General features: G+C 69.4%; 24 protein-coding genes. 14 read left to right on the plus strand and 10 right to left on the minus strand.

What is annotated here, in order from left to right; all coding sequences use genetic code 11:
• Positions 1-16: 16 nt before the first annotated feature.
• A complete protein-coding gene (locus AVL59_RS38965; RefSeq protein ID WP_067314023.1) occupies positions 17-1183 on the minus strand; it encodes an HpcH/HpaI aldolase/citrate lyase family protein in 1167 nt (388 codons plus the stop codon).
• A 174-nt stretch (positions 1184-1357) separates the two neighbouring features.
• Here AVL59_RS38965 and AVL59_RS38970 point away from each other — a divergent pair, with 174 nt between their 5' ends.
• Positions 1358-2167, plus strand: coding sequence for a TerD family protein (locus AVL59_RS38970; RefSeq protein ID WP_067314025.1), 810 nt, complete (start codon positions 1358-1360; stop codon positions 2165-2167).
• Between the two features lie 117 nt (positions 2168-2284).
• On the opposite strand, the gene AVL59_RS38975 is transcribed toward AVL59_RS38970, so the two are convergent.
• The 6 genes from AVL59_RS38975 to AVL59_RS39000 all read right to left on the minus strand — a co-directional run bounded on the left by AVL59_RS38975 (position 2285) and on the right by AVL59_RS39000 (position 6919).
• On the minus strand, positions 2285-3019 hold the full coding sequence (locus AVL59_RS38975) for a TerD family protein (protein WP_067314027.1): 735 nt from the start codon (positions 3017-3019) through the stop codon (positions 2285-2287).
• 144 nt (positions 3020-3163) lie between these two features.
• Positions 3164-4309 (minus strand): DUF475 domain-containing protein, encoded by a 1146-nt coding sequence (locus AVL59_RS38980; RefSeq protein WP_067314029.1) that lies wholly within the window; start codon positions 4307-4309, stop codon positions 3164-3166.
• A 161-nt stretch (positions 4310-4470) separates the two neighbouring features.
• Entirely contained in the window at positions 4471-5049 is a 579-nt protein-coding gene (locus AVL59_RS38985) for a TerD family protein (RefSeq protein WP_067314030.1), read from the minus strand.
• 99 nt (positions 5050-5148) lie between these two features.
• Positions 5149-5724 (minus strand): calcium homeostasis/redox stress adaptation protein, encoded by a 576-nt coding sequence (locus tag AVL59_RS38990; RefSeq protein WP_067314032.1) that lies wholly within the window; start codon positions 5722-5724, stop codon positions 5149-5151.
• A 139-nt stretch (positions 5725-5863) separates the two neighbouring features.
• A complete protein-coding gene (locus AVL59_RS38995; protein ID WP_067314034.1) occupies positions 5864-6322 on the minus strand; it encodes a peroxiredoxin in 459 nt (152 codons plus the stop codon).
• A 156-nt stretch (positions 6323-6478) separates the two neighbouring features.
• Entirely contained in the window at positions 6479-6919 is a 441-nt protein-coding gene (locus tag AVL59_RS39000; RefSeq protein WP_067314036.1) for a DUF3052 domain-containing protein, read from the minus strand.
• 415 nt (positions 6920-7334) lie between these two features.
• Here AVL59_RS39000 and aceE point away from each other — a divergent pair, with 415 nt between their 5' ends.
• The 5 genes from aceE (at position 7335) to AVL59_RS39025 (ending at position 13672) form a co-directional block, all read left to right on the plus strand.
• Positions 7335-10082, plus strand: a complete 2748-nt coding sequence (aceE, locus tag AVL59_RS39005) for a pyruvate dehydrogenase (acetyl-transferring), homodimeric type (protein ID WP_067314038.1) — start codon at positions 7335-7337, stop codon at positions 10080-10082.
• A gap of 74 nt (positions 10083-10156) precedes the next feature.
• Positions 10157-10909: a potassium channel family protein gene (locus AVL59_RS39010; protein WP_372450348.1), complete on the plus strand. Its 753-nt coding sequence runs from the start codon at positions 10157-10159 to the stop codon at positions 10907-10909.
• 331 nt (positions 10910-11240) lie between these two features.
• On the plus strand, positions 11241-11441 hold the full coding sequence (locus tag AVL59_RS39015) for a hypothetical protein (RefSeq protein ID WP_067314042.1): 201 nt from the start codon (positions 11241-11243) through the stop codon (positions 11439-11441).
• A gap of 92 nt (positions 11442-11533) precedes the next feature.
• Positions 11534-12751: an alpha/beta hydrolase gene (locus tag AVL59_RS39020; protein ID WP_067314044.1), complete on the plus strand. Its 1218-nt coding sequence runs from the start codon at positions 11534-11536 to the stop codon at positions 12749-12751.
• Between the two features lie 66 nt (positions 12752-12817).
• Entirely contained in the window at positions 12818-13672 is an 855-nt protein-coding gene (locus AVL59_RS39025; protein ID WP_067314046.1) for a DUF4429 domain-containing protein, read from the plus strand.
• 16 nt (positions 13673-13688) lie between these two features.
• Here the strand turns inward: AVL59_RS39025 and AVL59_RS39030 are convergent, their stop codons facing one another.
• A complete protein-coding gene (locus tag AVL59_RS39030; protein ID WP_067314048.1) occupies positions 13689-14144 on the minus strand; it encodes a MerR family transcriptional regulator in 456 nt (151 codons plus the stop codon).
• Between the two features lie 97 nt (positions 14145-14241).
• Between AVL59_RS39030 and AVL59_RS39035 the strand changes: the two genes are divergently transcribed.
• Together AVL59_RS39035 and AVL59_RS39040 are read left to right on the plus strand one after the other, a co-directional pair.
• Positions 14242-14718: a GNAT family N-acetyltransferase gene (locus AVL59_RS39035; RefSeq protein ID WP_067314050.1), complete on the plus strand. Its 477-nt coding sequence runs from the start codon at positions 14242-14244 to the stop codon at positions 14716-14718.
• 19 nt (positions 14719-14737) lie between these two features.
• The gene (locus AVL59_RS39040) at positions 14738-15559 is read left to right on the plus strand and encodes a serine hydrolase domain-containing protein (RefSeq protein WP_067314051.1); all 822 of its coding nucleotides are present in this window, start codon (positions 14738-14740) and stop codon (positions 15557-15559) included.
• 46 nt (positions 15560-15605) lie between these two features.
• On the opposite strand, the gene AVL59_RS39045 is transcribed toward AVL59_RS39040, so the two are convergent.
• Positions 15606-16259 (minus strand): pirin family protein, encoded by a 654-nt coding sequence (locus AVL59_RS39045; RefSeq protein ID WP_067318273.1) that lies wholly within the window; start codon positions 16257-16259, stop codon positions 15606-15608.
• Between the two features lie 74 nt (positions 16260-16333).
• Between AVL59_RS39045 and fasR the strand changes: the two genes are divergently transcribed.
• The 5 genes from fasR (at position 16334) to fabF (ending at position 21351) form a co-directional block, all read left to right on the plus strand.
• Positions 16334-17539 (plus strand): fatty acid biosynthesis transcriptional regulator FasR, encoded by a 1206-nt coding sequence (gene fasR, locus AVL59_RS39050; protein WP_067314053.1) that lies wholly within the window; start codon positions 16334-16336, stop codon positions 17537-17539.
• A gap of 89 nt (positions 17540-17628) precedes the next feature.
• Positions 17629-18600 (plus strand): ACP S-malonyltransferase, encoded by a 972-nt coding sequence (locus tag AVL59_RS39055; protein WP_067314054.1) that lies wholly within the window; start codon positions 17629-17631, stop codon positions 18598-18600.
• A 17-nt stretch (positions 18601-18617) separates the two neighbouring features.
• Positions 18618-19649 (plus strand): ketoacyl-ACP synthase III, encoded by a 1032-nt coding sequence (locus AVL59_RS39060; RefSeq protein ID WP_067314056.1) that lies wholly within the window; start codon positions 18618-18620, stop codon positions 19647-19649.
• A gap of 104 nt (positions 19650-19753) precedes the next feature.
• Positions 19754-20002, plus strand: a complete 249-nt coding sequence (locus tag AVL59_RS39065; protein WP_067314058.1) for an acyl carrier protein — start codon at positions 19754-19756, stop codon at positions 20000-20002.
• Between the two features lie 86 nt (positions 20003-20088).
• Positions 20089-21351, plus strand: coding sequence for a beta-ketoacyl-ACP synthase II (fabF, locus tag AVL59_RS39070; protein WP_067314059.1), 1263 nt, complete (start codon positions 20089-20091; stop codon positions 21349-21351).
• Between the two features lie 173 nt (positions 21352-21524).
• Here the strand turns inward: fabF and AVL59_RS39075 are convergent, their stop codons facing one another.
• On the minus strand, positions 21525-22019 hold the full coding sequence (locus AVL59_RS39075) for a DUF3145 domain-containing protein (RefSeq protein ID WP_067314061.1): 495 nt from the start codon (positions 22017-22019) through the stop codon (positions 21525-21527).
• Positions 22020-22275: 256 nt separating this feature from the next.
• On the opposite strand from AVL59_RS39075, the gene AVL59_RS39080 reads away from it, so the two are divergent.
• Positions 22276-23175, plus strand: coding sequence for an SGNH/GDSL hydrolase family protein (locus tag AVL59_RS39080; RefSeq protein ID WP_067314063.1), 900 nt, complete (start codon positions 22276-22278; stop codon positions 23173-23175).
• Positions 23176-23188: the final 13 nt, after the last annotated feature.

A 23188-nucleotide genomic window follows, 5' to 3' on the forward strand; every position in this document is an offset into this window, starting at 1 on the left:
CTTGGGTTGGGAAGGGTCAGCCGGGTATTCCGGCGGCGAGCAGCTCCACGAAGCCGACGTCCTCGCGCGCCACGCCGAACACCTCGGCGCGCAGCAGGGTCCGCTCGGCCCACGCTCGGTGCGGCTTCACTTCGTTCATCTTGTTCGTGTAGGCCGACCGGAGTACACCCCCGCCGCCGCGTTCCGGTCTCAGGATGTCCTGGGCGTCGCTGAACTCCTCGTGGCTGACCACGGACAGCGCGTGCACGGGCAGGACATGGGAGGGGTGGATGCAGGTCTTGCCGAGCAGGCCGTTGGCCTGGTCAAGGGAGATCTCCCGCAGCAGCCCGTCCATCGCGTGCTCGATGAGCTTCTCGCGCAGCGCCACGGCCTGTACCTCGAGGAACGGGCTCTGCCGCAGCTGCGGTTTGAACATGCGCTCCGGGACCCGGAAGTACTCCCACACCGGCCCGGTCACGGTGAACCCGGTGCCGTCGGCCCGGCCCAGCATGTTGACCACGTCGGCGATCACGGAAGCGACTATCTGCACGTCGTACGCGGTCATGTCGGGGGCCCGGCGCAGGCCGTAGGAGGAGCAGAAGTCGGTGACGCCCAGGCGCAGCGCGAGGACCCGGTCGCGGTACTTGTCGACCGCGCGGAAAATGCCTTCCAGCGTGTCCACCCGGGACTCGCGGTACAGCAGCTCGGGCGACTCCAGGACCGGCATGGCGAAGAGCCTGCGCCCGCTCTGGTTCTCCGCCGCGGTCAGGGCCTCCAGGAAGAAGATCCCCCGCTCCTCGGTGAACTTGGGCATGACGAAGCCGGACAGCAGCCGTACGGAGGCGCCGAGGCGCCGTACGAGGTCGGGGATCTGCTCGGGGGCGCGCACCCGGATGAAGAGCAGCGGCAGCTCCGCCCCCGCTCGGGAGTCGAGGTCGGCGAACTGCCGGACCAGGTTCTCCTCGCCCTCCACGACGTCGGCGTCGTCGATCGAGTCCTCCAGGCACAGCACCATCGAGACCACGCCGTTGCCGGCCTGCTTGACGATGTCGTCGGCGAGCCTCGGCCGGGTCGCCGGGCTGTAGAGCGTGGCGCCCAGGGCCGCGGAGAGCAGCCGGGCCGGGGAGTCGGCGGTGAAGGCGCACGGCTCCTGATGGAAAAGGCGCTGCCGCACCTCGGGGGCGATATGCCCGAAATGACGCATAGGACTCCTCAGTGCGCAAGCCGAGCTGGGGATTCGGTAAAGGGTGGCCGGTAATAGTACGTAGGGGCCCATGTCGGGGGTTCCCCCCGGGCGTGAATTTCCGGTAACTCGCCCGTGTAGGCACCAACACCCCCCGCATTGTCGTGGCCAGGACGGAGAAGGCAGGATGACGGCATGACGCACGCGATGCTGAAGGGGTCCAACGTCCCGCTGGAAGCCACCACGGTGCGCGCCGTGCTGCGCTGGACACCCGGGCAGGGAGTCCCGGACGTGGACGCCTCGGCGCTGCTGCTGGGTCCTGACGGCCGGGTACGCTCCGACGAGGACTTCGTCTTCTACAACCAGCCCCGGCATCCGTCCGGCAAGGTCTGGCGCCTCGGCAAGAAGCGGATCACCGAGGGGCTCACCGACACGATCCAGTCAGATCTCGCGGGGGTCGAGCCGGAGGTGGGCCGCATCCTGCTGGTGGCCTCCGCCGACGGTGTCTCCTTCGACCGCGTCCCGGCGCTGTGCATCTTCCTGTACGACGCGGCCGTCGCCGACTCCGAACCGCTGGCCCACTTCGAGATCAAGCCGGAGACGGGTGCGGAGACCGCGCTGATCTGCGGCGAGCTGTACCGGCGCGGGGAGGGCTGGAAGTTCCGCGCGCTCGGCGAGGGCTACTCCAACGGTCTGAAGGGTCTCGCCACGGACTTCGGCATCTCGGTCGACGAGTCGGAGTCGGAGCCGGAGCAGGAGGAGCCGCACCAGCCCCTGCCCGAGACCACGTCCCAGCCCCTGCCTCCCGAGCAGCCGACGACCGTCCCGCCCCAGGCGGCGTACGGCTATCCCCAGCCGGCCTCGCCCCAGCAGCCGACCTACGGCTACCCGCAGCCGACGAGCCAGCCCGCCTACGGCTATCCCCAGCCCCAGCCGGCCCTGGCGGCGCCCCTGGACCCCGGCTTCCGCCTGCCGCCCCAAGGGCCACAATTCATCGGGCGCTAGGGAAAGCCGACCCGGGGGCGCGGGGCGATACATCATGCGGTTCCGCCGCGCGGGCGCGACGAGCCACGGCGGACCGGCACCCGCACACGCACACGCAAGCTCCGAGCCAGAGAGCGCCTACTTCTCCGCCTTCGACTTGTAACCGCGTCCCCAGGACAGCCCCCACCCGTACAGCCGGTCCAGCTCGCCCTGGAAGCCGTACACGAACTTCACCTCGCGCCGGACCACCAGCTCGCCCCTGACGTTCTCGATCATCACGACCGCGCACGAGCGCGCCTGCGGATGCCGCTCGTCCAGGCCTATCGCGATACGGGGGCCGTTGCTGGGGTAGAGCGTCACGATCGCGTGCGTGCGGTCGAAGGCCGGCGTCTGGTCGTAGATGTACACGAAGACCAGCAGGCGCTTGATCGCGTCCCGGTGGTCCAGGTTGACGTACATCGTCTCGCCGGACGCCGATCCGAACCGGTCGTCCCCGCTGAGCTTGATGTACGGCGGTGCGTTGACGTCGCCCAGATAGCCGCCGAGCGGCTGGACGACCCCCTTCGTGCCGTCGGACAGCTCGTACAGGCAGCCCAGGTCGAGGTCGACGTTGACCATGCTCTGCCCGTGCCCCAGCACTTCCGGCGGCTTGAGCGCCTTGAAGGGGTGCCGGAAGAGACTCGTGCGCTCGTTGGTGTCGAAGTCGGAGGTGCGCATCCGCCAGGTCAGGTTGATGCGCAGATGGCCGGTGGCCGCGTCCTGCTTGGTGAGTGACACCTGCTGGTGCCGCCTGGTCAGCTCGATCGCGTTGGTCGCGGCGCTGCCCGAGTCGAAGTCGGCCCGAGCGCCCAGCAGCCCGTCGAAGAATCCCATTCCCGCCCCCAGGTACTCATATCAACGCCTCGGGGCGGCCGACCACGTCGGCCGCCCCGAACAGAGCGTTCCTCACCGAACGGGGTACCACACCCCGCCGCGTCCCTGATCTTGCCCGTAGGGGGCCGCAGGGGAGGCCGGAGGTCAGACTCCGGACGAGATCTCGGCCTTCTCGTCCGAGCCCGCCTCTCCTTCCGCGGCCGCGAGGACGCGGTTGCGGCGGACGGAGGACCAGAAGGACCAGGCGATCAGGACGACGCCGACGAGACCGGTGATGACCTCGTGGATCTCGTACTGGATGGTGACCATGAGGATCACGGCCAGGGCGCCGATCGCGTAGTGGGCGCCGTGCTCCAGGTAGACGTAGTCGTCGAGGGTGCCCTGGCGGACCAGGTAGACGGTGAGCGAACGGACGTACATCGCGCCGATGCCCAGGCCCAGCGCCATCAGGACGATGTCGTTGGTGATGGCGAAGGCGCCGATCACGCCGTCGAAGGAGAAGGACGCGTCCAGGACCTCCAGGTAGAGGAACATGAAGAACGCGGCCTGACCGGCCAGGAGCACCGCGGAGCGCTGCTTGCCGCTGCGGGCGGCCTCTTCCTCCTCCTCGTGCTCGCGTTCCTCCTCTTCCTCCAGCCGGTCCTCGAAGTAGCCGGAGAGACCGCCGACGATCATGTATGTGATCAGGCCGGCGATGCCGGCGATCAGGACCGTCTGGCCCTTGTCCACATGGGCGCCGCCGTGCTGGTGGGCGTGGGTGGCGAAGGTGAAGGAGGTGATCAGCAGGACGACCAGGGAGATGCAGACCGACAGCATGTCGACCTTGCCGAGCTTGGCCAGGGGCCGCTCGATCCAGCGCAGCCACTGGATGTCCCGGTCCTCGAAAATGAAGTCGAGGAAGATCATCAGCAGGAACATGCCACCGAAGGCGGCGATCGCCGGGTGGGCGTCGGTGACCAGCTGCTGGTAGCGGTCCTTGTTGTTGAGAGCGAGGTCGACGGCCTCGATCGGGCCCATCTTGGCGGTGATCGCGACGATGACGACGGGGAAGACCAGCCGCATGCCGAACACCGCGATGAGCACGCCGACCGTGAGGAAGATCTTCTGCCAGAAGGCATTCATCTTCTTCAGGACTCCGGCGTTGACCACCGCGTTGTCGAACGACAGCGAGATCTCGAGGACGGAGAGGATCGCCACGATGCCGAAGGCCTCCCACCCCCCGTAGAAGACCGCAGCGACCAGACCGACCGCGGTAACCGCGAACGACCAGCCGAAGGTTTTGAGAAGCACTGGCTACCCCATCGTGTTGGTACGGGTCTCCCCCGTGCCGTACTCAGCTTTGCGAAACGTTGACCACGAGTGTAGAGGGGCACCCCGTAAGGGACTGCAGCCAGGGCGACCTGCGGGGAAAAGCCACAGATCGCGCTGGTCAGCGTCCCTTGACCCCGGTTTCAGGAAACGTTGACCCCGAAGTCCAGGGCGATGCCCCGCAGCCCGGAGGCGTAGCCCTGGCCCACCGCCCGGAACTTCCATTCACCCTGGTAGCGGTAGAGCTCGCCGAAGATCATGGCCGTTTCGGTGCTGGCATCCTCGCTGAGGTCGTAGCGGGCGAGCTCCTGGCCGTCGGCCTGGTTGACCACACGGATGAACGCGTTGGAGACCTGGCCGAAAGTCTGGCCGCGCTCGTCGGCCATATGGATGGAGACGGGGAAGATGATCTTCTCGCAGGTGGCCGGCACCTTCAGCAGGTCCACCAGGATCGACTCGTCGTCGCCCTCGCCCTCACCGGTGAGGTTGTCACCGGTGTGCTCCACCGAGCCGTCCGGGCTCTTGAGCTGGTTGTAGAACACGAACCACTCATCACCCATGACCCGGTTCCCCGCGCCGCACAGCAGGGCGCTGGCGTCCAGGTCGAAGGGGGCGCCGGTGGTCGAGCGCGCGTCCCAGCCGAGCCCGATCGTGACGTTGGTGAGGTTCGGTGCGGCTTTGGAGAGGGAGACATTGCCTCCCTTGGCGAGCGTGACGCCCATATCGATGGTCCTCCCCTAGTGGTGCTTCCCTGGTTTCCTGCACGTCCGGCGCCGCCCGTAAACGGTGCGGCGCCGGACGTCGGGTGGAGCTGTCAGGTGTCAGACATTGACGCCGAAGTCCTGCGCGATGCCGCGCAGGCCCGAGGCATAGCCCTGCCCGATGGCACGGAACTTCCACTCCGCGCCGTTCCGGTACAGCTCGCCGAAGACCATCGCGGTCTCGGTGGAGGCGTCCTCGCTCAGGTCGTAGCGGGCGATCTCCTGCTCGCCCGCCTGGTTGACGACGCGGATGAACGCGTTGCGGACCTGACCGAAGGACTGCTGGCGGTTCTCGGCGTCGTAGATCGACACCGGGAACACGATCTTGTCGACGTCGGCCGGGACAGCGGCCAGGTTGACCTTGATCTGCTCGTCGTCGCCCTCGCCCTCACCGGTGATGTTGTCGCCGGTGTGCTCGACCGAGCCGTCGGGGCTCTTGAGGTTGTTGAAGAAGACGAAGTGCTGGTCGCTCGCGACCTTGCCGGAGTTGTTCAGCAGCAGCGCGCTGGCGTCGAGGTCGAAGTCGGTGCCGGTCGTGGTACGCACGTCCCACCCCAGACCGACGATGACCGCGGTCAGGCCCGGGGCCTCCTTCGTCAGCGATACGTTGCCGCCCTTGCTGAGGCTGACTCCCACGGGTCCTCCATGTGGTGTCCAGGGGCGGGGAGCCCCGTCGTGCTTCGGATATGGGATCAACGTGCCGATCCTAGTGACGGGTTCCCGCACCCGCAGACCCTGGACCCGGTGAATCACAGGTGTCGGCCGGCGGGCCCGGTCACAGGGTGTCGAGCGCCTTCACGTAGTCGTTCAGGTCACGGGCGTCCGGCAGGCCGTTGATCACGGTCCACCGCACGACGCCCTCCTTGTCGATGATGAAGGTGCCCCGGACGGCGCAGCCCTTGTCCTCGTCGAAGACGCCGTAGGCGCGCGAGACGTTGCCGTGCGGCCAGAAGTCGCTCAGCAGCGGGTACTCGAGACCCTCCTGCTCGGCGAAGACGCGCAGGGTGTGGATGGAGTCGTTGGAGACGGCGAGCAGCTGGGTGTCGCGGTCCGAGAACTTCGGCAGGTTGTCGCGCAGCTCGCACAGCTCGCCGGTGCACACGCCGGTGAAGGCGAAGGGGTAGAAGAGCAGCACCACGTTCTTCTCGCCGCGGAAGTCGGCGAGCTTCACGGTGCGGCCGTGGTTGTCCTTGAGCTCGAAGTCGGGCGCCTTGTCGCCGACCTGGATCGCCATCGTCGTGCATCCCTTCGGTGGGCTGATCGGGTGAGAGCACACAAACGCTCGGAACCACCCTACGCAGCGATCACCGCGGGTCCACCGCAGGCTTCCGGACGGGCCGGGTACTCCCGGCCCGCCCGCCGCCCCTGGGACGAGGCGGTTTGCCGCTCGTTACTTCTTGCCGGACTTCGCGGCCTTCGGCGTCGCCAGACGCGAGCCACTCCAGTCCTTGCCGACGCTGACGCTCTTGGACGCGGTGAGGCCGGCGGTCGTCGCGGCTTCCGAGATGTCGCTCGGCTCCACGTACCCCGTACGGCCGGTCTTCGGCGTGAGGAGCAGGATGGCGCCGCCCTCTTCGATGTAGGTGGTGGCATCCACCAGTACATCGGTCAGGTCGCCGTCCTCGTCACGGAACCACAGCACGACGGCGTCGGCCACATCGTCGTAGTCCTCGTCCATGAGGTCGCTCTCGATGGCTTCCTCGATGGCCTCGCGAAGCTCCTGATCGACGTCGTCGTCGTAGCCGATCTCCTGGACCACCTGCCCGGGCTGGAACCCCAGCCTGGCGGCAGGGTTCGTCCGCTCCTCCGCGTGGTCCGCGGTCGCGCTCACGGGTTGCCTCCTGATCATGTCTTGATGAGTATCTCAGCCACGCGCGTGCGCGAAGCATTGGCCGTAGTCCACACGGGCGGGACGGATCGCGCAAGTACCCGGCCGTCCAGACCGCCGAAACGGTGACGATCCCGGCCGTGTCGTCGCAACTCCTGGCACCGTATCCCGATTCATCGTGACCCACATCACACCGATGTGCCCGCTTTGCGTGATTTGGAATCATCAGCGAATACGGCCGTCGAACAACTTTGCCATGCCCGTCACACCCCGGGCGTATCGTTGCGTTTTGACCGGACCCGGCTTTCGGTTACCCCACGGTAGAGATGACGTGGGCCCTCCCTAGGTACACGATGGGGAACGGTGTAGGCACGAGCGAAAAGTCAAAAAAGCGCCCCTCTGACAGGTAAGGAACAGCGTGGCTTCCGGATCCGATCGCAATCCGATCATCATTGGCGGCCTTCCGAGTCAGGTTCCTGACTTCGATCCCGAAGAAACCCAGGAGTGGCTCGACTCCCTCGACGCCGCCGTGGACGAGCGCGGCCGGGAGCGGGCCCGCTATCTCATGCTGCGCCTGATCGAGCGGGCCCGCGAGAAGCGTGTGGCCGTGCCCGAGATGCGTAGCACGGACTACGTCAACACGATCCCCACCAAGAGCGAGCCGTTCTTCCCCGGCAACGAGGAGATCGAGCGCAGGATCCTCAACGCGACCCGCTGGAACGCGGCCGTGATGGTCTCGCGCGCCCAGCGCCCCGGCATCGGAGTCGGCGGCCACATCGCCACCTTCGCCTCCTCCGCCTCCCTCTACGACGTGGGCTTCAACCACTTCTTCCGCGGCAAGGACGAGGGCGACGGCGGCGACCAGGTCTTCTTCCAGGGCCACGCCTCCCCGGGCATCTACGCCCGCGCGTACCTGCTCGACCGGCTCACCGAGCAGCAGCTCGACGGCTTCCGCCAGGAGAAGTCGAAGTACCCGAACGGGCTGTCCAGCTACCCGCACCCGCGCTCGATGCCGGACTTCTGGGAGTTCCCGACGGTCTCCATGGGTCTCGGCCCGCTCGGCGCGATCTACCAGGCGCGGATGAACCGCTACATGCAGGCGCGCGGCATCGCCGACACCTCGAAATCGCATGTGTGGGCGTTCCTCGGCGACGGCGAGATGGACGAGCCGGAGTCGCTCGGCCAGTTGTCCATCGCCGCCCGCGAGGGTCTGGACAACCTGACCTTCGTCGTCAACTGCAACCTCCAGCGGCTCGACGGCCCGGTGCGCGGCAACGGCAAGATCATCCAGGAGCTGGAGTCGGTCTTCCGGGGCGCCGGCTGGAACGTGATCAAGCTGATCTGGGACCGCACCTGGGACCCGCTGCTCGCCCAGGACCGCGACGGCGTCCTGGTCAACAAGATGAACACGACCCCGGACGGCCAGTTCCAGACGTACGCCACCGAGTCCGGCGCCTACATCCGCGACCACTTCTTCGGCGACGACCTCAGGCTGCGCGCGATGGTCGAGAACATGACCGACGACCAGATCCTGCACCTGGGCCGCGGCGGCCATGACCACCGCAAGATCTACGCGGCGTTCAAGGCGGCCAAGGAGCACAGGGGCCAGCCGACGGTCATCCTGGCCAAGACCATCAAGGGCTGGACCCTGGGCCCGAACTTCGAGGGCCGCAACGCCACGCACCAGATGAAGAAGCTGACGGTCGACGACCTCAAGCGCTTCCGGGACCGTCTGCACCTGCCGATCTCCGACAAGGACCTGGAGTCCGGCCTGCCGCCGTACTACCACCCGGGCCGCGACACGGAGGAGATCCAGTACATGCACGACATGCGCAAGGCGTGCGGCGGGTACGTCCCGACCCGCGTCGTGCGCTCCCAGCCGCTCGCGCTGCCGGACGACAAGACCTACGCGACCGTGAAGAAGGGCACGGGCCAGCAGTCCATCGCCACGACGATGGCCTTTGTGCGCCTCCTCAAGGACCTCATGCGGGACAAGGAGATCGGCAGGCGGTTCGTGCTGATCGCGCCGGACGAGTACCGCACGTTCGGCATGGACTCCTTCTTCCCGAGCGCGAAGATCTACAACCCGCTCGGCCAGCAGTACGAGGCGGTCGACCGCGATCTGCTGCTCGCGTACAAGGAGTCGCCGACCGGCCAGATGCTGCACGACGGCATCTCGGAGGCGGGCTGCACGGCCTCGCTGATCGCGGCCGGATCCGCCTACGCCACGCACGGCGAGCCGCTGATCCCGGTCTACGTCTTCTACTCGATGTTCGGTTTCCAGCGCACGGGTGACCAGTTCTGGCAGATGGCCGACCAGCTGTCGCGCGGCTTCGTCCTGGGCGCGACCGCGGGCCGTACCACCCTGACCGGTGAGGGACTGCAGCACGCGGACGGCCACTCGCAGCTGCTCGCCTCGACCAACCCGGCGTGCGTGGCCTACGACCCGGCGTACGCCTACGAGATCGCGCACATCGTGCAGGACGGCCTGCGCCGGATGTACGGCGGCGACGCCGAGCACCCGCACGGCGAGGACGTCTTCTACTACCTGACCGTCTACAACGAGCCCATCCAGCACCCGGCCGAGCCGGCCGGCGTGGACGTCGAGGGCATCCTCAAGGGCATCCACCGCATCAGCGCGGGCACGGGCGGCGCGGTCCCGGCGCAGATCATGGCGTCCGGTGTCGCGGTGCCGTGGGCACTTCAGGCCCAGCGGCTGCTCGCCGAGGAGTGGAACGTGAAGGCCGACGTGTGGTCGGCGACCTCCTGGAACGAGCTGCGGCGCGAGGCCGTGGCCGTGGAGGAGCACAATCTGCTGCATCCGGAGGAGGAGCAGCGGGTGCCGTACGTGACGCAGAAACTGAGCGGCGCCGAGGGTCCGTTCGTCGCCGTGTCCGACTGGATGCGGTCGGTCCCGGACCAGATCGCGCGGTGGGTGCCGGGCACGTACCAGTCGCTCGGCGCGGACGGCTTCGGCTTCGCCGACACCCGGGGTGCGGCCCGCCGCTTCTTCCACATCGACGCCCAGTCGATCGTGGTGGCGGTGCTGACCGAGCTGGCCCGTGAGGGCAAGCTCGACCGGTCCGTGCTGAAGCAGGCCATCGACCGGTACCAGCTGCTGGACGTCTCGGCGGCGGATCCGGGGGCGGCCGGCGGCGACGCCTAGGAGCCGGCGCAGTCGGCGTAAGGGCGACGGGGCTCAGGCCTCCGTCGCCCTTACGGTTTCTTTACGATGTCGTCATGAAGGGCATGCGGGATCGGTTCACACAGGAACGCTGGGAACGGCTCAGCCAGCGGCCCCTGTTGGCGCTCGCCGTGGCCTTCGCCGTCGCCTACGCGGTGCCGATCGTGGACGGTTCGGCGGGGTATTCCCTGACGTCCGCGTGCACGATCGTGGAATGGGTGGTGTGGGGGGCGTTCGCGGCCGACTACCTCGTACGACTGGCTCTCGCGCCCCGGCGCAGGGAGTTCGTGCGCACGCACTGGCCCGATCTGTGCGCGGTGGTGCTGCCGGTGCTCCAGCCGCTGCGGTTGCTGCGGATGGTGTCCACGCTGCTGCTGGTGGGGCGGCGGGCCCGGATGGCTCCGCAGATCCGGCTGACGACGTATGTCGTGGGGGCGGTGATCGGGCTGCTGATGTTCGGATCGCTCGCGGTGCTGTCGGTGGAACGGCAGTCGCCGAACGGGAACATCCGGACGCTGGGTGATGCCTTGTGGTGGTCGTTCACGACGATGACGACCGTGGGGTACGGGGATCATGCGCCGACGACCGGGCTGGGGCGGATGATCGCGGTGGGGCTGATGCTCGCCGGGATCGCCCTGCTGGGTGTGGTGACGGCGAACATCGCGGCCTGGTTCATCTCCCGGTTCGAGAAGGACGATGTGGAGGAGCGGCGGCAGACGGAGGCGATCGCTTCTCTGACCGAGGAGGTTCGGTTGCTGCGGGCCGAGGTGGCCCGGCTGGCCAGGGAGCGGGAGGAGCAGCGGAGTTGAGGGGCACCGGCGGAAGCACGAGTGCCCGCAGCCGAAAGCGGCCCCTCGTTTCTTCGGCGCCCCCGCGGACGCGGCCACGCTGCCCCCCTCCAGCAGCGCGGGCCGTCATCTCGCGGTCCTCCCATGTCCTGCGGAGGACTTGACCCACTGTGACTCGCGGCGCTCGTCGAGGGCGAGGAATCTTTAGCGGAGTCACCCTGATAGGCGAACTCCGCACGGACGGGCCCTCAGATGTGGCCCCGTCGTGTCGACGGTGGCCTGACCAGCTCGTGCGAGGCTAGTGACAGTCACTGGCAATTGACAGACGAATTCATACGTCAGTGACTGACATATGATGGAAACACTGCGTGACCGCAAGGACGCCGATCCGCGGCCGCGACCGGCCGTGGTCGTCCTCGGCGGGGTGATGAGGGTCCGCGAGCGGCGGTGGACCGCCGGCGACGGCTTCGGCCTGGAGGCGATCCGCGCGCTCACGGCGTCGCGCCTCGATCAGGTGGGTTCGGCGCTCATGGGCAACTGGCGCGCGGAGTGAGATGGTTCACGCGCTGTTCGGTGCCTCACGAAACGTGATACCTGTCACTCAGTTACCGCGAGACCCTCTCGTTCTCCTAGTGTGTCCTCCCAGTGACTTCCTTCGACACCTCCCCGCAACTCAACGTCTGGCGCGCGCTGCTCGCGCTGGGCGTGGTGTTCGTGATGCTCGCGACCACCGGCTGGACCGCCCTGCGCACCCACCGGGAGTCGACCGCCCTGCAGGCCTCGCTGGCCGAGTGGGACCACGGCAGCATCCACGGCCACCACCTGCCGGCCCCCCACAGCTCGCCGGCCCGGCTCGCCGGCTTCTTCGCCTCGCTCACCCCGCACGAGCGCGACCGTCTCACCCACCGCTATCCCCTCGCGGTCGGCAACATGAACGGCGCCCCCGTCTCCCTGCGCTACCGCGCCAACCGCGTCGCGATGGACCAGGCGCGCAAGGTCGAGAAGAAGCGGATGCACGACAGCCGGCTCAGCGCGGCCGGCCAGCAGGACGCGGGCCGCCGGATGCACCGCTACGAGGCGCTGATGCAGCCCGGCAGGCAGATCCTCGCCTTCGACCCCGAGGGCTCGGGCCGGATCGCCGAGGTGTTCGGGAACCTCGGCACGGCCGAACGGATCTCCGTCGTCGTCCCCGGCGTCGACACCGATCTGCTCACCTTCCAGAAGACGAACCGCAAGTACAGCGCCACGGTCGGCATGGCCGAGGCCCTGTACGCGGCCGAGCGGGCGCAGAGCCCCTCGACGCGTACGGCCGTGATCGCCTGGGCCGACTACACCGCGCCCGACGGGCTCGGCGTGGACGCGGCCACGGGGCTGCGCGCCGCCGAGGGCGCCGTACGCCTGAACGCGCTGCTCGACGCCCTGCCCGGGCGGGCACCGGTGTCGATGTTCTGCCACAGCTACGGCTCGGTGGTCTGCGGGGTCGCCGCGCACGACATGCCCCGCCGGGTGGCCGACATAGCGGTGGCCGCGAGCCCTGGCATGCGCGTCCCCAAGGCCTCCCATCTGGGCACGTCGGCCCGGGTGTGGGCGATGCGGGACGCCACCGACTGGGTGCAGGACGTGCCGTACCTGGAGGTCGGCGGGCTCGGACACGGCGCCGACCCGGTGTCCCCGGCGTTCGGCGCACGGGTGCTGTCGGCGCGGGACGCTCAGGGCCACGCCGGCTATTTCCAGCCGGGCACGGACAGCCTGCGCAACCTCGCCGACGTCGGGGTGGGCGCGTACGACGAGGTGACATGCGCCCATGACAACGACGCCTGCCTGGCGGGTCTGCCCGGCATGACGACGGCCGGACGCGCGTAGAAACAGCAGGAAGTGCGGTCTGCGCGGGTGGCGACGGAGGAGCACGTGCCGCATACGATGAGCCGCATGGGTGACGTACTGGCGGGTTTTCATGCCGTCTGGGAGTTCGAGTCCGACTCCGTGCTCATCCGTTACGAACGGGGGATTCGGACACCGAAGCTGTTCCAGGCGCTGGGCGAACGGCGGATCCCGCTGTCCGCGCTGGAGGAGGTGACCCTCACCACGGGCAAGCGCGGGACGGTCGCCCTGCGGCTGCTGCCGCGTCCAGGCGCCGATCCGCTGATGGAGGCGGCGGCCGGTCAGCTGCGCGAGGGCTTCGACCCGTACCGGCTGGTGCTGCCGGCCGAGCGGTCGACGCTCGCCGAGCGCCTCGCCGACGAGCTGAAGGGACTGCTGGCCGAGTCCGAGTCCGGGCCCGCCGACCGGTACCTGGTGGCCGCGCCCGAGGCGCCCCTCCAGTTCAAGGCGTACGACGGGAAGGCTTCCTTCGACGGCACGTCGGTGCAGTTCCGGTGGTCCTGGACGGGGGCGTCCACGACGAAGTGGAAGGCCGGGGACCAGAGTTTCGCGGTCGCCGACCTCAGCGGGGTGGAATGGCGCGCGCCGGAGAGCCCGCAAGGACATCTGCGTCTGCTGCGGCGCTCCGCCGACTCGGCAGAGTCCGCGCAGCCCGACCAGGATCCGGCGGCGGTGGTCTTCGGGCGGGGGTACGGACCGGTGCACGAGTCGTTGCCGTTCGCCGCGGCCGTGCTGGCCGCGGTGCGGACCAGGGGGCCGGTACCGGTGGTACCGGCCCCGGCGCGGCGGGATCCCGCGGACATCGCCGAGCGGATCCGGCATCTCGGGGAGCTTCATCAGGCCGGGTTGGTGACCGATGAGGAATTCTCTTCCAAGAAGGCGGAGTTGCTGGCCGAGCTTTGACGGCTGGGCGGGGGTGTCACCGCTCCTTGGCGTAGAAGCTGATCTTTCTGTCCAGGACGGACAGGGTGTCGTGCAGTTCCGCGATCCTGGCCAGAACATCCCGGCGAGTCGACTCCAGGAGTTCCTGGCGCTCCGCGTACGTGCTCTCGCCCTCCCTCACCAGTTCCGCGTACCGGACCATGTCCGCCACCGGCATGCCGGTCAGTCGGAGCTTGGTCACGAAGTCCAGCCAGTCCAAGTCGCGGTTGCTGTAGCGGCGCTGGCCGGTGTGGGAGCGGTCGACGTGCGGCATCAGGCCGATCCGTTCGTACCAGCGCAGCGTGTGCGCGGTCAGGCCGGTGAAGGCGACGACCTCGCTGATCGTGTATCGGTCCTGACCGTCGGGGCGGGGATGGCGTCGGGGCGGGGCGGAGCAGATGTCGACGCGGGTCGCGTGCGCGGTGTCCGATGGCGTGGTCTGCATGACCGTCATGCCCCCACGCTATGGCCTTCGAGTGCACTCGAAGCAAGCGGAACCCGGTAAGAAATCCGCGCGACGGGACGCGGAGCGGGTGGTTAGCGTGCGGCGCATGAGTCTTGCACGCCGGGCCGTGCCCGAGGATGCCGCCGAAGTGCTGCGGCTGCGCCAGGTCATGATCGATTCTCTGTGGAGTGCGGGGGGTGCGGGCTCGACCGACTGGCACGCCGAGTCCCTGCCGACGCTGCGGGAGCGGCTCTCCGAGGCCGACGGGGACTTCGCGGCCTTCGTCGTCGACGATCCCGGGCGGCCGGGGACGCTCGCCGCGCTCGCGGCGGGGACGGCGGAGTACCGCATCGGGAAGGCCGGCAATCCGCACGGGCGGGTCGGGCACGTCTTCAGCGTCGCGACCGACCCGGACGCCCGGCGGCGGGGGTACGCGCGCGCGTGCATGGAGGAGCTGCTGGGCTGGTTCCGGGAGCGGGGCACGGGACACGTGCTGCTGAACGCCTCGCCGGAGGCCGAGCCGCTGTACGCCGCCCTCGGGTTCACGCGCGACCCCGACCCGTCGATGCGGCTGCTGCTGTGAGCCGCATAGGCTCGGCACCATGTCGTTGAACAGCTTGGCGTCGATCGAGAACTGGCCCGTCCCCACCGCCGCGGCGGGTGTCGTCCGGGCCGACGGGACCGTCCTCGGGACCCGTGGCCCCGTCGGGCACCGTTTTCCGCTGGCCTCGGTGACCAAGCCGCTGGCGGCGTACGCGGCGCTGGTCGCCTACGAGGAGGGTGCCGTCGAGCTGGACGAACCGGCCGGGCCGCCCGGGTCTACCGTGCGGCATCTGCTCGCGCACACCTCCGGGCTGGCCTTCGACGAGCACCGGGTGACGGCGCCCCCCGGGGAGCGGCGGCTGTACTCCAACGCCGGGTTCGAGCAGCTCGGCGATCACATCGCCAAGGCGACGGACATCGAGTTCGCCGAGTATCTGCGGCAGGCCGTGCTGGAGCCGCTGGGGATGACGTCGACGTCGCTGGAGGGCTCGCCGGCGAAGGACGGTGTGTCGACGGTGGAGGATCTGCTGCGGTTCGCGGCGGAGGTGCAGGCGCCGCGGCTGCTGGATCCGCGGACGGTGGCCGAGGCGATGACGGTGCAGTATCCGGGGACGAAGGGTGTGCTGCCCGGGTACGGTCACCAGAATCCGAACGACTGGGGGCTGGGGTTCGAGATCCGGGACTCCAAGTCGCCGCACTGGACAGGGAGTTCTTCGTCACCGCGGACGTTCGGGCACTTCGGGCAGTCCGGTACGTTCGTGTGGATCGATCCGGATACGGGGGTCGCGGGCGTGGCGCTGACGGACCGGGCGTTCGGGCCGTGGGCGGTCGAGGCGTGGCCGGTGTTCACGGATGCGGTGCTCGCGGAGCTGCGGGGCTGAGCTCGGCCGCGCCCCGAAGGGGCCCGCAGCCGGAAGACGGTCGTGGCTACCGGACCATCTCCCACAGCAGCACCTCAGCCGCCGTGACCCCCACCCCCTCCACACCCTCCGCCCCCGTGATCCGTGCCGCATCCCCGGGACCCAGCGTCTCCCCCGCCACACTGATCTCCCCGTGGACCACGTGTGCGTACACGTACGCCGCGTCCGGGATCGCCGTGCGTTCCCCCGCGGCCAGGCGGCGTACGTGGAGCATCGCGCCCGCGCCGGGGACGGCGTACGGGGTGGAGTCGGCGATGCCGTGGACGATCTCGTAGGACGGGTCGCCGCCCGGTTCCAGGGGCGCCAGCCACATCTGGACGAAGGTCAGCGGCACCGGCGCGTCGTTGCGTTCCACATGCCGGACGCCCGCCGCCGCGCTCAGATGCTGGACGTCTCCGGGGCGGACCCGGGTCTCGTGGCCCGTGGAGTCGCGGTGGGTCAGCTCGCCCTCGACGACCCAGGTGACGATCTCGGTGTGGCTGTGCGGATGCTCGTCGAAGCCGGCGCCGGGCGCCAGCCGCTCCTCGTTGCAGGCGATCACCGCGCCGAAACGCAGGTTCTCGGGGTCGTAGTGCGGGCCGAAGGAGAAGGCGTGGCGGGTGTCGATCCCGGCCTCCGGGTCCCCTCCGCGGTAGCGCTCGCCGGCGCGCCGTACGTCCATCACGGGCACCACCGTAGACCTCACCCCCCGACCCGGCGACGCGCGCTCCCGTCCGTATAAGGCAGTCTTGTCCCGTGCCCGAACCCGAATCCCACCCCAGCGAACCCGCAGGACAGCGCGTCCACCCGCACTCCGCGACCCTCAAGCGGCTCGAGAAGTCGTCCGGGAGCCTCGCCGCGCAGGCCATCGCGCGCATGGACGAGACCCTGTCGTGGTACCGGGCCATGCCCCCGGAGAACCGTTCCTGGATCGGGCTCGTGGCCCAGGCGGGCATCGCCGCCTTCACCGAATGGTTCCGGCACCCGGACGCGCCCCAGGCGATCTCCACGGACGTCTTCGGGACGGCGCCCCGCGAGCTGACCCGGGCCATCACACTGCGGCAGACAGTGGAGATGGTGCGGACCACCATCGAGGTCATGGAGAGCGCGATCGACGAGGTCGCGGCTCCCGGGGACGAGAGCGTGCTGCGCGAGGCCCTGCTCGTGTACGCGCGGGAGATCGCCTTCGCCACCGCCCAGGTCTACGCCCAGGCCGCCGAGGCACGCGGTGCCTGGGACGCGCGGCTGGAGTCGCTGGTCGTCAACGCCGTGCTCAGCGGGGAGGCGGACGAGGGGGCGGTGAGCCGGGCCGCCGCGCTCGGGTGGAACTCGCCGGAGCATGTGTGCGTCGTGCTCGGGACCGCGCCCGACGGGGACAGCGAGCTGACCGTCGAGGCCATCCGGCGGGCCTCCCGGCACGCCAAGCTCCAGGTGCTCACGGGGGTGCTCGGGGACCGGCTCGTCGTCATCGCCGGCGGCAGCGCGAATCCGCTCGCCGTCGCCAAGTCGCTGATCGGGCCGTTCGCGGCCGGACCGGTCGTCGCCGGTCCCGTCGTACCCGATCTGCTGGCCGCGACCCGGTCCGCGCAGGCCGCCGCCGCGGGGCTCAAGGCGTGTTCCGCCTGGCAGGACGCGCCGCGGCCGGTGCTGGCGGACGATCTGCTGCCGGAGCGGGCCATCGCGGGCGATCCGAGCGCCCGCGAGCAGTTGGTGGAGGAGATCTACAGACCGCTGGAGGAGGCGGGCTCGGCGCTCCTGGAGACCCTGAGTGTGTACCTGGAGCAGGCGAGCAGCCTCGAAGGCGCGGCCCGGATGCTCTTCGTTCACCCGAACACCGTGCGCTACCGGCTCCGACGTGTGACAGACGTCACCGGCTGGTCGCCGTCGGATGTACGATCCGCGTTCACACTGCGAATCGCGCTGATCCTGGGGCGTCTGGCCGATGGAGACCCCCAACTCTAGGCTTTTGTTGGGTGCCCACAAAAGGCCCCCGCGTTCTTCGTCCCTGTCCTCACGGGCGGCCGTGGCCGTCCCCAAGAGAGAGTGTGAGAGTGCTCGTACTCGTCGCTCCCGGCCAGGGCGCCCAGACGCCCGGCTTCCTGACCCCCTGGCTCGACCTCCCCGGTGCCGCCGACCGCGTCGCCGCGTGGTCGGACGCCATCGGACTGGACCTGATCCACTACGGCACCCAGGCCGACGCGGACGCCATCCGGGACACCGCGGTGGCCCAGCCGCTGCTGGTCGCCGCCGGGATTCTGTCCACCGCGGCACTCGGTGCCTACTCATTTGCCGCTGACGCGACGGGCACCGAGATCACTCCGGGCGCCGTCGCCGGTCACAGCGTCGGCGAGTTCACCGCCGCCGCGGTCTCGGGCGTGCTGGACGACACCGCCGCGCTCGGTCTGGTCCGCAAGCGGGGACTGGCCATGGCCGACGCCGCCGCGATCACCGAGACCGGTATGGCGGCGCTGCTCGGCGGCGACCCCGAGGTCTCCGTCGCGCACCTGGAGAAGCTGGGCCTGACCCCGGCGAACATCAACGGCGCCGGCCAGATCGTCGCCGCGGGAACGCTGGAGCAGCTCGCCGCGCTGGCCGAGGACAAGCCCGAGGGCGTCCGCAAGGTCGTCCCGCTGAAGGTCGCCGGGGCCTTCCACACCCAGCACATGGCCCCCGCCGTCGAGGCCCTGGCCAAGGCCGCCGTGGAGCTCACGCCGGCCGACCCGCGGTTCACCTACGTCTCCAACAAGGACGGCAGGACCGTCGCCACCGGCGCCGAGGTCCTCGACCGGCTGGTCGGCCAGGTCGCCAACCCCGTGCGCTGGGACCTGTGCATGGAGACCTTCCAGGAGCTGGGTGTCACCACGCTCATCGAGGTGTGCCCGGGCGGCACGCTGACCGGCCTGGCCAAGCGCGCCATGCCCGGCGTCAAGTGGCTGGCGCTGAAGACCCCTGACGACCTCGACGCTGCCCGCGAGCTCATCGCCGAGGCGTCGACTCCTGCCGCTGACGCGGCGGGCGCCTGACGAAGGAGCCCCAGAGCATGTCGAAGATCAGGCCCGGCAAGGGCGCGCCGTACGCGCGCATCCTCGGCGTCGGCGGCTACCGGCCGACCCGCGTCGTGCCCAACGAGGTGATCCTCGAGAAGATCGACTCGTCCGACGAGTGGATCCGTTCGCGTTCCGGCATCGAGACCCGGCACTGGGCGGGCCCCGAGGAGACGGTCGCCGCGATGGCCATCGAGGCCTCCGGCAAGGCGATCGCCGACGCGGGCATCGACGCCGAGCAGATCGGCGCCGTGGTCGTCTCGACCGTCTCGCACTTCAGCCAGACCCCGGCCGTCGCCACCGAGATCGCCGACAAGCTCGGCACGAACAAGGCCGCCGCCTTCGACATCTCGGCGGGCTGCGCGGGCTTCGGCTACGGCCTGACCCTCGCCAAGGGCATGGTGGTGGAAGGTTCCGCCGAGTACGTGCTCGTGATCGGCGTGGAGCGGCTGAGCGACCTGACCGACCTGGAGGACCGGGCGACGGCCTTCCTGTTCGGCGACGGCGCCGGCGCGGTCGTGGTCGGCCCCTCGAAGGAGCCCGCGATCGGCCCGACCGTGTGGGGCTCCGAGGGCGACAAGTCCGAGACCATCAAGCAGACCGTGTCGTGGGACCGGTTCCGGATCGGTGACCTGTCCGGGCTGCCCGTCGACAGCGAGGGCAACGTCAAGTTCCCCGCGATCACGCAGGAGGGCCAGGCGGTCTTCCGCTGGGCCGTGTTCGAGATGGCGAAGGTCGCACAGCAGGCGCTGGACGCGGCCGGGATCACCCCGGACGACCTGGACGTCTTCATTCCGCACCAGGCCAATGTGCGGATCATCGACTCGATGGTGAAGACGCTGAAGCTGCCGGAGCATGTCACGGTCGCCCGGGACATCCGCACCACCGGCAACACCTCGGCCGCCTCGATTCCGCTCGCGATGGAGCGGCTTCTGGCGACCGGTGAGGCGAAGAGCGGCGACACCGCACTCGTCATCGGATTCGGGGCGGGTCTCGTCTACGCCGCCACGGTCGTTACCCTCCCCTAGGCACTCCGTGCCGGGTCATGTGATCCGGTGCGGACGCCGCACCGCCTGCCGCGCTCGCGGTGGGCGCCGTTAAACCGTCTGGAATCTAAGAAGGAGCGCCTGACATGGCCGCCACTCAGGAAGAGATTGTCGCCGGTCTCGCCGAGATCGTGAACGAGATCGCCGGGATCCCCGTTGAGGACGTCCAGCTGGACAAGTCCTTCACCGACGACCTGGACGTCGACTCGCTGTCCATGGTCGAGGTCGTCGTCGCCGCCGAGGAGCGCTTCGACGTGAAGATCCCGGACGAGGACGTCAAGAACCTGAAGTCCGTCGGCGACGCCACCGACTACATCCTCAAGCACCAGGCCTGAGCCACCCCTTAGGCCTTCAGGCTGCAAGGCCCCGCCACCCGGCGGTGGCGCCGTAGATTCCCGCATCCGTTGGAGAAAGAATTCCCGTGAGCCCGACCAATCGCACCGTGGTCGTCACCGGTATCGGCGCAACCACACCGCTGGGTGGCGACGCAGCTTCGTTCTGGGAGGCCCTCGTCGCCGGCAAGTCCGGTGTCAGCCTTCTCGAGCAGGAATGGGCGGCGGACCTGCCGGTCCGCATCGCCGCACAGATCGCCGTCGAGCCGGGCGAGATCATCCCCCGGCCGCAGGCCCGCAAGCTGGACCGGTCCGCGCAGTTCGCGCTGCTCGCCGCTCAGGAAGCCTGGAAGGACGCCGGTTTCACCGCCAAGGCCGGTGAGGACGCGTCCGTGAACCCCGACCGTCTGGGTGCGGTCATCGCCTCCGGCATCGGTGGCGTGACCACGCTCCTGGACCAGTACGACATCCTCAAGGAGAAGGGCGTACGCCGCGTCTCCCCGCACACCGTGCCGATGCTGATGCCCAACTCCCCGGCGGCCAACGTCGGTATCGAGCTGGGTGCCCGCGCCGGTGTGCACACCCCGGTCTCGGCCTGCGCCTCGGGCGCGGAGGCCATCGGGTACGCGATCGAGATGATCCGCACCGGGCGTGCGGACGTGGTCGTGGCCGGTGGTACCGAGGCCGCCATCCACCCGCTGCCGATCGCCGCGTTCGGCAACATGATGGCGATGTCCAAGAACAACGACGATCCCCAGGGCGCCTCGCGTCCCTATGACGCCGGCCGTGACGGCTTCGTGCTCGGCGAGGGCGCCGGTGTGATCGTCCTGGAGTCCGAGGAGCACGCGAAGGCTCGCGGTGCCCGGATCTACGTGGAGGCGGTCGGCCAGGGCATCTCCGCCGACAGCCACCACATCACGCAGCCGGAGCCGTCGGGCAACGGCATCGCGCACGCGCTGCAGAACCTGCTGGACAACACCGATCTGAAGCCGGCCGAGATCGTGCACGTGAACGCTCACGCCACGTCGACGCCGCAGGGTGACGTCGCTGAGATCAAGGCGCTGCGCAAGGTGTTCGGCGATGATGTCGATCACATGGCGATCTCCGCGACGAAGTCGATGACCGGTCACCTGCTCGGTGGTGCCGGTGGTATCGAGACCGTCGCGTCGATCCTGGCGCTCGTGAACCGTACGGCGCCGCCGACGATCAACGTGTCCGACCTCGATCCTGAGGTCAACGCGGACGTGGTCGTCGGTGAGGCCCGTCAGCTGCCCGAGGGGCGCATCGCCGTGCTGAACGATTCGTTCGGGTTCGGTGGGCACAACGTGGTGCTGGCGTTCCGGACGATCTGAGTCCTGAGACTCTGAACGGCCCCCTCTCCTGTGGTGGAGAGGGGGCCGTTCGCCGTCGGGGGTTCCGCTTCGTTGCCGGGAATGCGTCCGTTCGGGCTGGTCGCGCCCACGCGGCGGAGCCGCATATCGATGGAGCCTCGCGCCCCTTGAGGTCGGCTGCCCTTGAGCGTGCCTCAGACCACCTGGTGGAGCCAGCGCACCGGGGCGCCCTCGCCCGCGTAGCGGAAAGGCTCCAGTTCGTCGTCCCACGGCTTGCCGAGGAGCTTGGACAGTTCGGCTTCCAGGTCGGTCTCGCCGCGCTGGCTGCGCTGCAGGGCGGCGCGCAGGCGGTCCTCGGGGATGAGGATGTCGCCGTGGATGCCGGTGACGGCGTGGAAGATGCCCAGGTCGGGGGTGCAGCTGTAGCGCTCGCCCTCGGCGGTGGGGACGGGCTCCGCGGTGACTTCGAAGCGGAGCAGGTGCCAGCCGCGCAGGGCGGAGGCGAGCTTGGAGGCCGTGCCGACCTCGCCCTGCCAGGAGAACTCCGAGCGCCAGGTGCCGGGGGCCGCGGGCTGCCGGATCCAGTCCAGGCTGACGCGCGTGCCGAGCACCCCGGCGACGGCCCACTCGACGTGCGGGCACAGCGCGCGCGGCGCGGAGTGCACGTACAGAACTCCACGTGTCGTCACCGGAACCTCCGGGCAGAGCGGGACACCTTGCGGACTGGCTGGGCGGCAGTGGCACGACGGCCGCGTTGATGGCGAGGCTACCCTGCGGCGGCGCAAGGAGTGTGACGTACCGTCTGTCCCAGTGCCAGGAAACCCCCGCCATTCACCCAGGGGGACGCTTGTACGGGTGTGAGCCGTTCCATCGAGCCGGGCCGGGAACTCTCGCGCGTTGTTATGGGAGGGAGCAGTGCACCGTCGAGCGAGGGGATCAGCAGGGATGCGGAAGCGAAGGCACCGTGCGCGAGCAGCCCTTGCCGTGGTGGTGACGGCCGTGCTGGCGACCGCGGGCTGTGACGCCTTCGGCGGGGGTGGCGGCGACGGGCCGGACTCCGGGGCGAACGCGTCGCGTTCCGCGGCGAAGCCCGCGCCGGTGTGGAACCGCAGCCCGGACTCGATCGCCGCGGTCGGTGACTCCATCACGCGCGGCTTCGACGCCTGCACGGTGCTCTCCGACTGTCCCGAGGTGTCGTGGGCCACGGGCAGCGACGCCAAGGTGGACAGCCTGGCGGTGCGGCTGCTCGGGGTGACGGGGGCGGCGCAGCGCAGCTGGAACTACGCGGTGACCGGGGCCCGGATGTCCGACCTGCCGGAGCAGATGGCGCAGGCGACCACGCGCAGCCCGGAGTTGGTCACGGTGATGGCCGGGGCGAACGACGCGTGCCGTTCGTCGGCGCGGGCGATGACCTCGGTGGCCTCCTTCCGCTCGGACTTCGAGGAGGCGATGAGCACGCTGCGCTCGGCGCTGCCGAAGACGCAGGTGTACGTGGCGAGCGTGCCGAATCTGAGACGGCTGTGGTCCGCGGGCCGGGAGAATCCGCTGGGCAAGCAGGTGTGGAAGCTGGGGATCTGCCCGTCGATGCTGCGTGACGCGGACGACCTCACCCGTGCGGCCACCCAGCGCCGGGACAAGGTGCAGCAGCGGGTGGAGGCCTACAACGCGGTACTGAAGGAGGTGTGCGCCAAGGACCGCCGCTGCCGCTTCGACGGGAACGCCGTCTTCGACTACAGCTTCGACACGGAGCAGCTCAGCCACTGGGACTGGTTCCACCCGAGCCGGAAGGGCCAGGCCAGGCTCGCCGAGATCGCCTACCGTACGGTCACCGCGCAGAAGCCGTGACCTAGGGTTTCCC

The sequence above is a fragment of the Streptomyces griseochromogenes genome (genome assembly GCF_001542625.1).
Lineage (GTDB): Bacteria > Actinomycetota > Actinomycetes > Streptomycetales > Streptomycetaceae > Streptomyces > Streptomyces griseochromogenes.

Coding starts and splice junctions, on each gene's coding strand:
- AVL59_RS38965 (WP_067314023.1), bottom strand. CDS start 1,183: ATGCGTCATTTCGGGCATATCGCCCCCGAGGTGCGGCAGCGCCTTTTC.
- AVL59_RS38970 (WP_067314025.1), top strand. CDS start 1,358: ATGACGCACGCGATGCTGAAGGGGTCCAACGTCCCGCTGGAAGCCACC.
- AVL59_RS38975 (WP_067314027.1), bottom strand. CDS start 3,019: ATGGGATTCTTCGACGGGCTGCTGGGCGCTCGGGCCGACTTCGACTCG.
- AVL59_RS38985 (WP_067314030.1), bottom strand. CDS start 5,049: ATGGGCGTCACGCTCGCCAAGGGAGGCAATGTCTCCCTCTCCAAAGCC.
- AVL59_RS38995 (WP_067314034.1), bottom strand. CDS start 6,322: ATGGCGATCCAGGTCGGCGACAAGGCGCCCGACTTCGAGCTCAAGGAC.
- AVL59_RS39010 (WP_372450348.1), top strand. CDS start 10,157: ATGAAGGGCATGCGGGATCGGTTCACACAGGAACGCTGGGAACGGCTC.
- AVL59_RS39015 (WP_067314042.1), top strand. CDS start 11,241: ATGATGGAAACACTGCGTGACCGCAAGGACGCCGATCCGCGGCCGCGA.
- AVL59_RS39025 (WP_067314046.1), top strand. CDS start 12,818: ATGGGTGACGTACTGGCGGGTTTTCATGCCGTCTGGGAGTTCGAGTCC.
- AVL59_RS39030 (WP_067314048.1), bottom strand. CDS start 14,144: ATGACGGTCATGCAGACCACGCCATCGGACACCGCGCACGCGACCCGC.
- AVL59_RS39035 (WP_067314050.1), top strand. CDS start 14,242: ATGAGTCTTGCACGCCGGGCCGTGCCCGAGGATGCCGCCGAAGTGCTG.
- AVL59_RS39040 (WP_067314051.1), top strand. CDS start 14,738: ATGTCGTTGAACAGCTTGGCGTCGATCGAGAACTGGCCCGTCCCCACC.
- AVL59_RS39045 (WP_067318273.1), bottom strand. CDS start 16,259: ATGGACGTACGGCGCGCCGGCGAGCGCTACCGCGGAGGGGACCCGGAG.
- AVL59_RS39060 (WP_067314056.1), top strand. CDS start 18,618: ATGTCGAAGATCAGGCCCGGCAAGGGCGCGCCGTACGCGCGCATCCTC.
- AVL59_RS39065 (WP_067314058.1), top strand. CDS start 19,754: ATGGCCGCCACTCAGGAAGAGATTGTCGCCGGTCTCGCCGAGATCGTG.
- AVL59_RS39080 (WP_067314063.1), top strand. CDS start 22,276: ATGCGGAAGCGAAGGCACCGTGCGCGAGCAGCCCTTGCCGTGGTGGTG.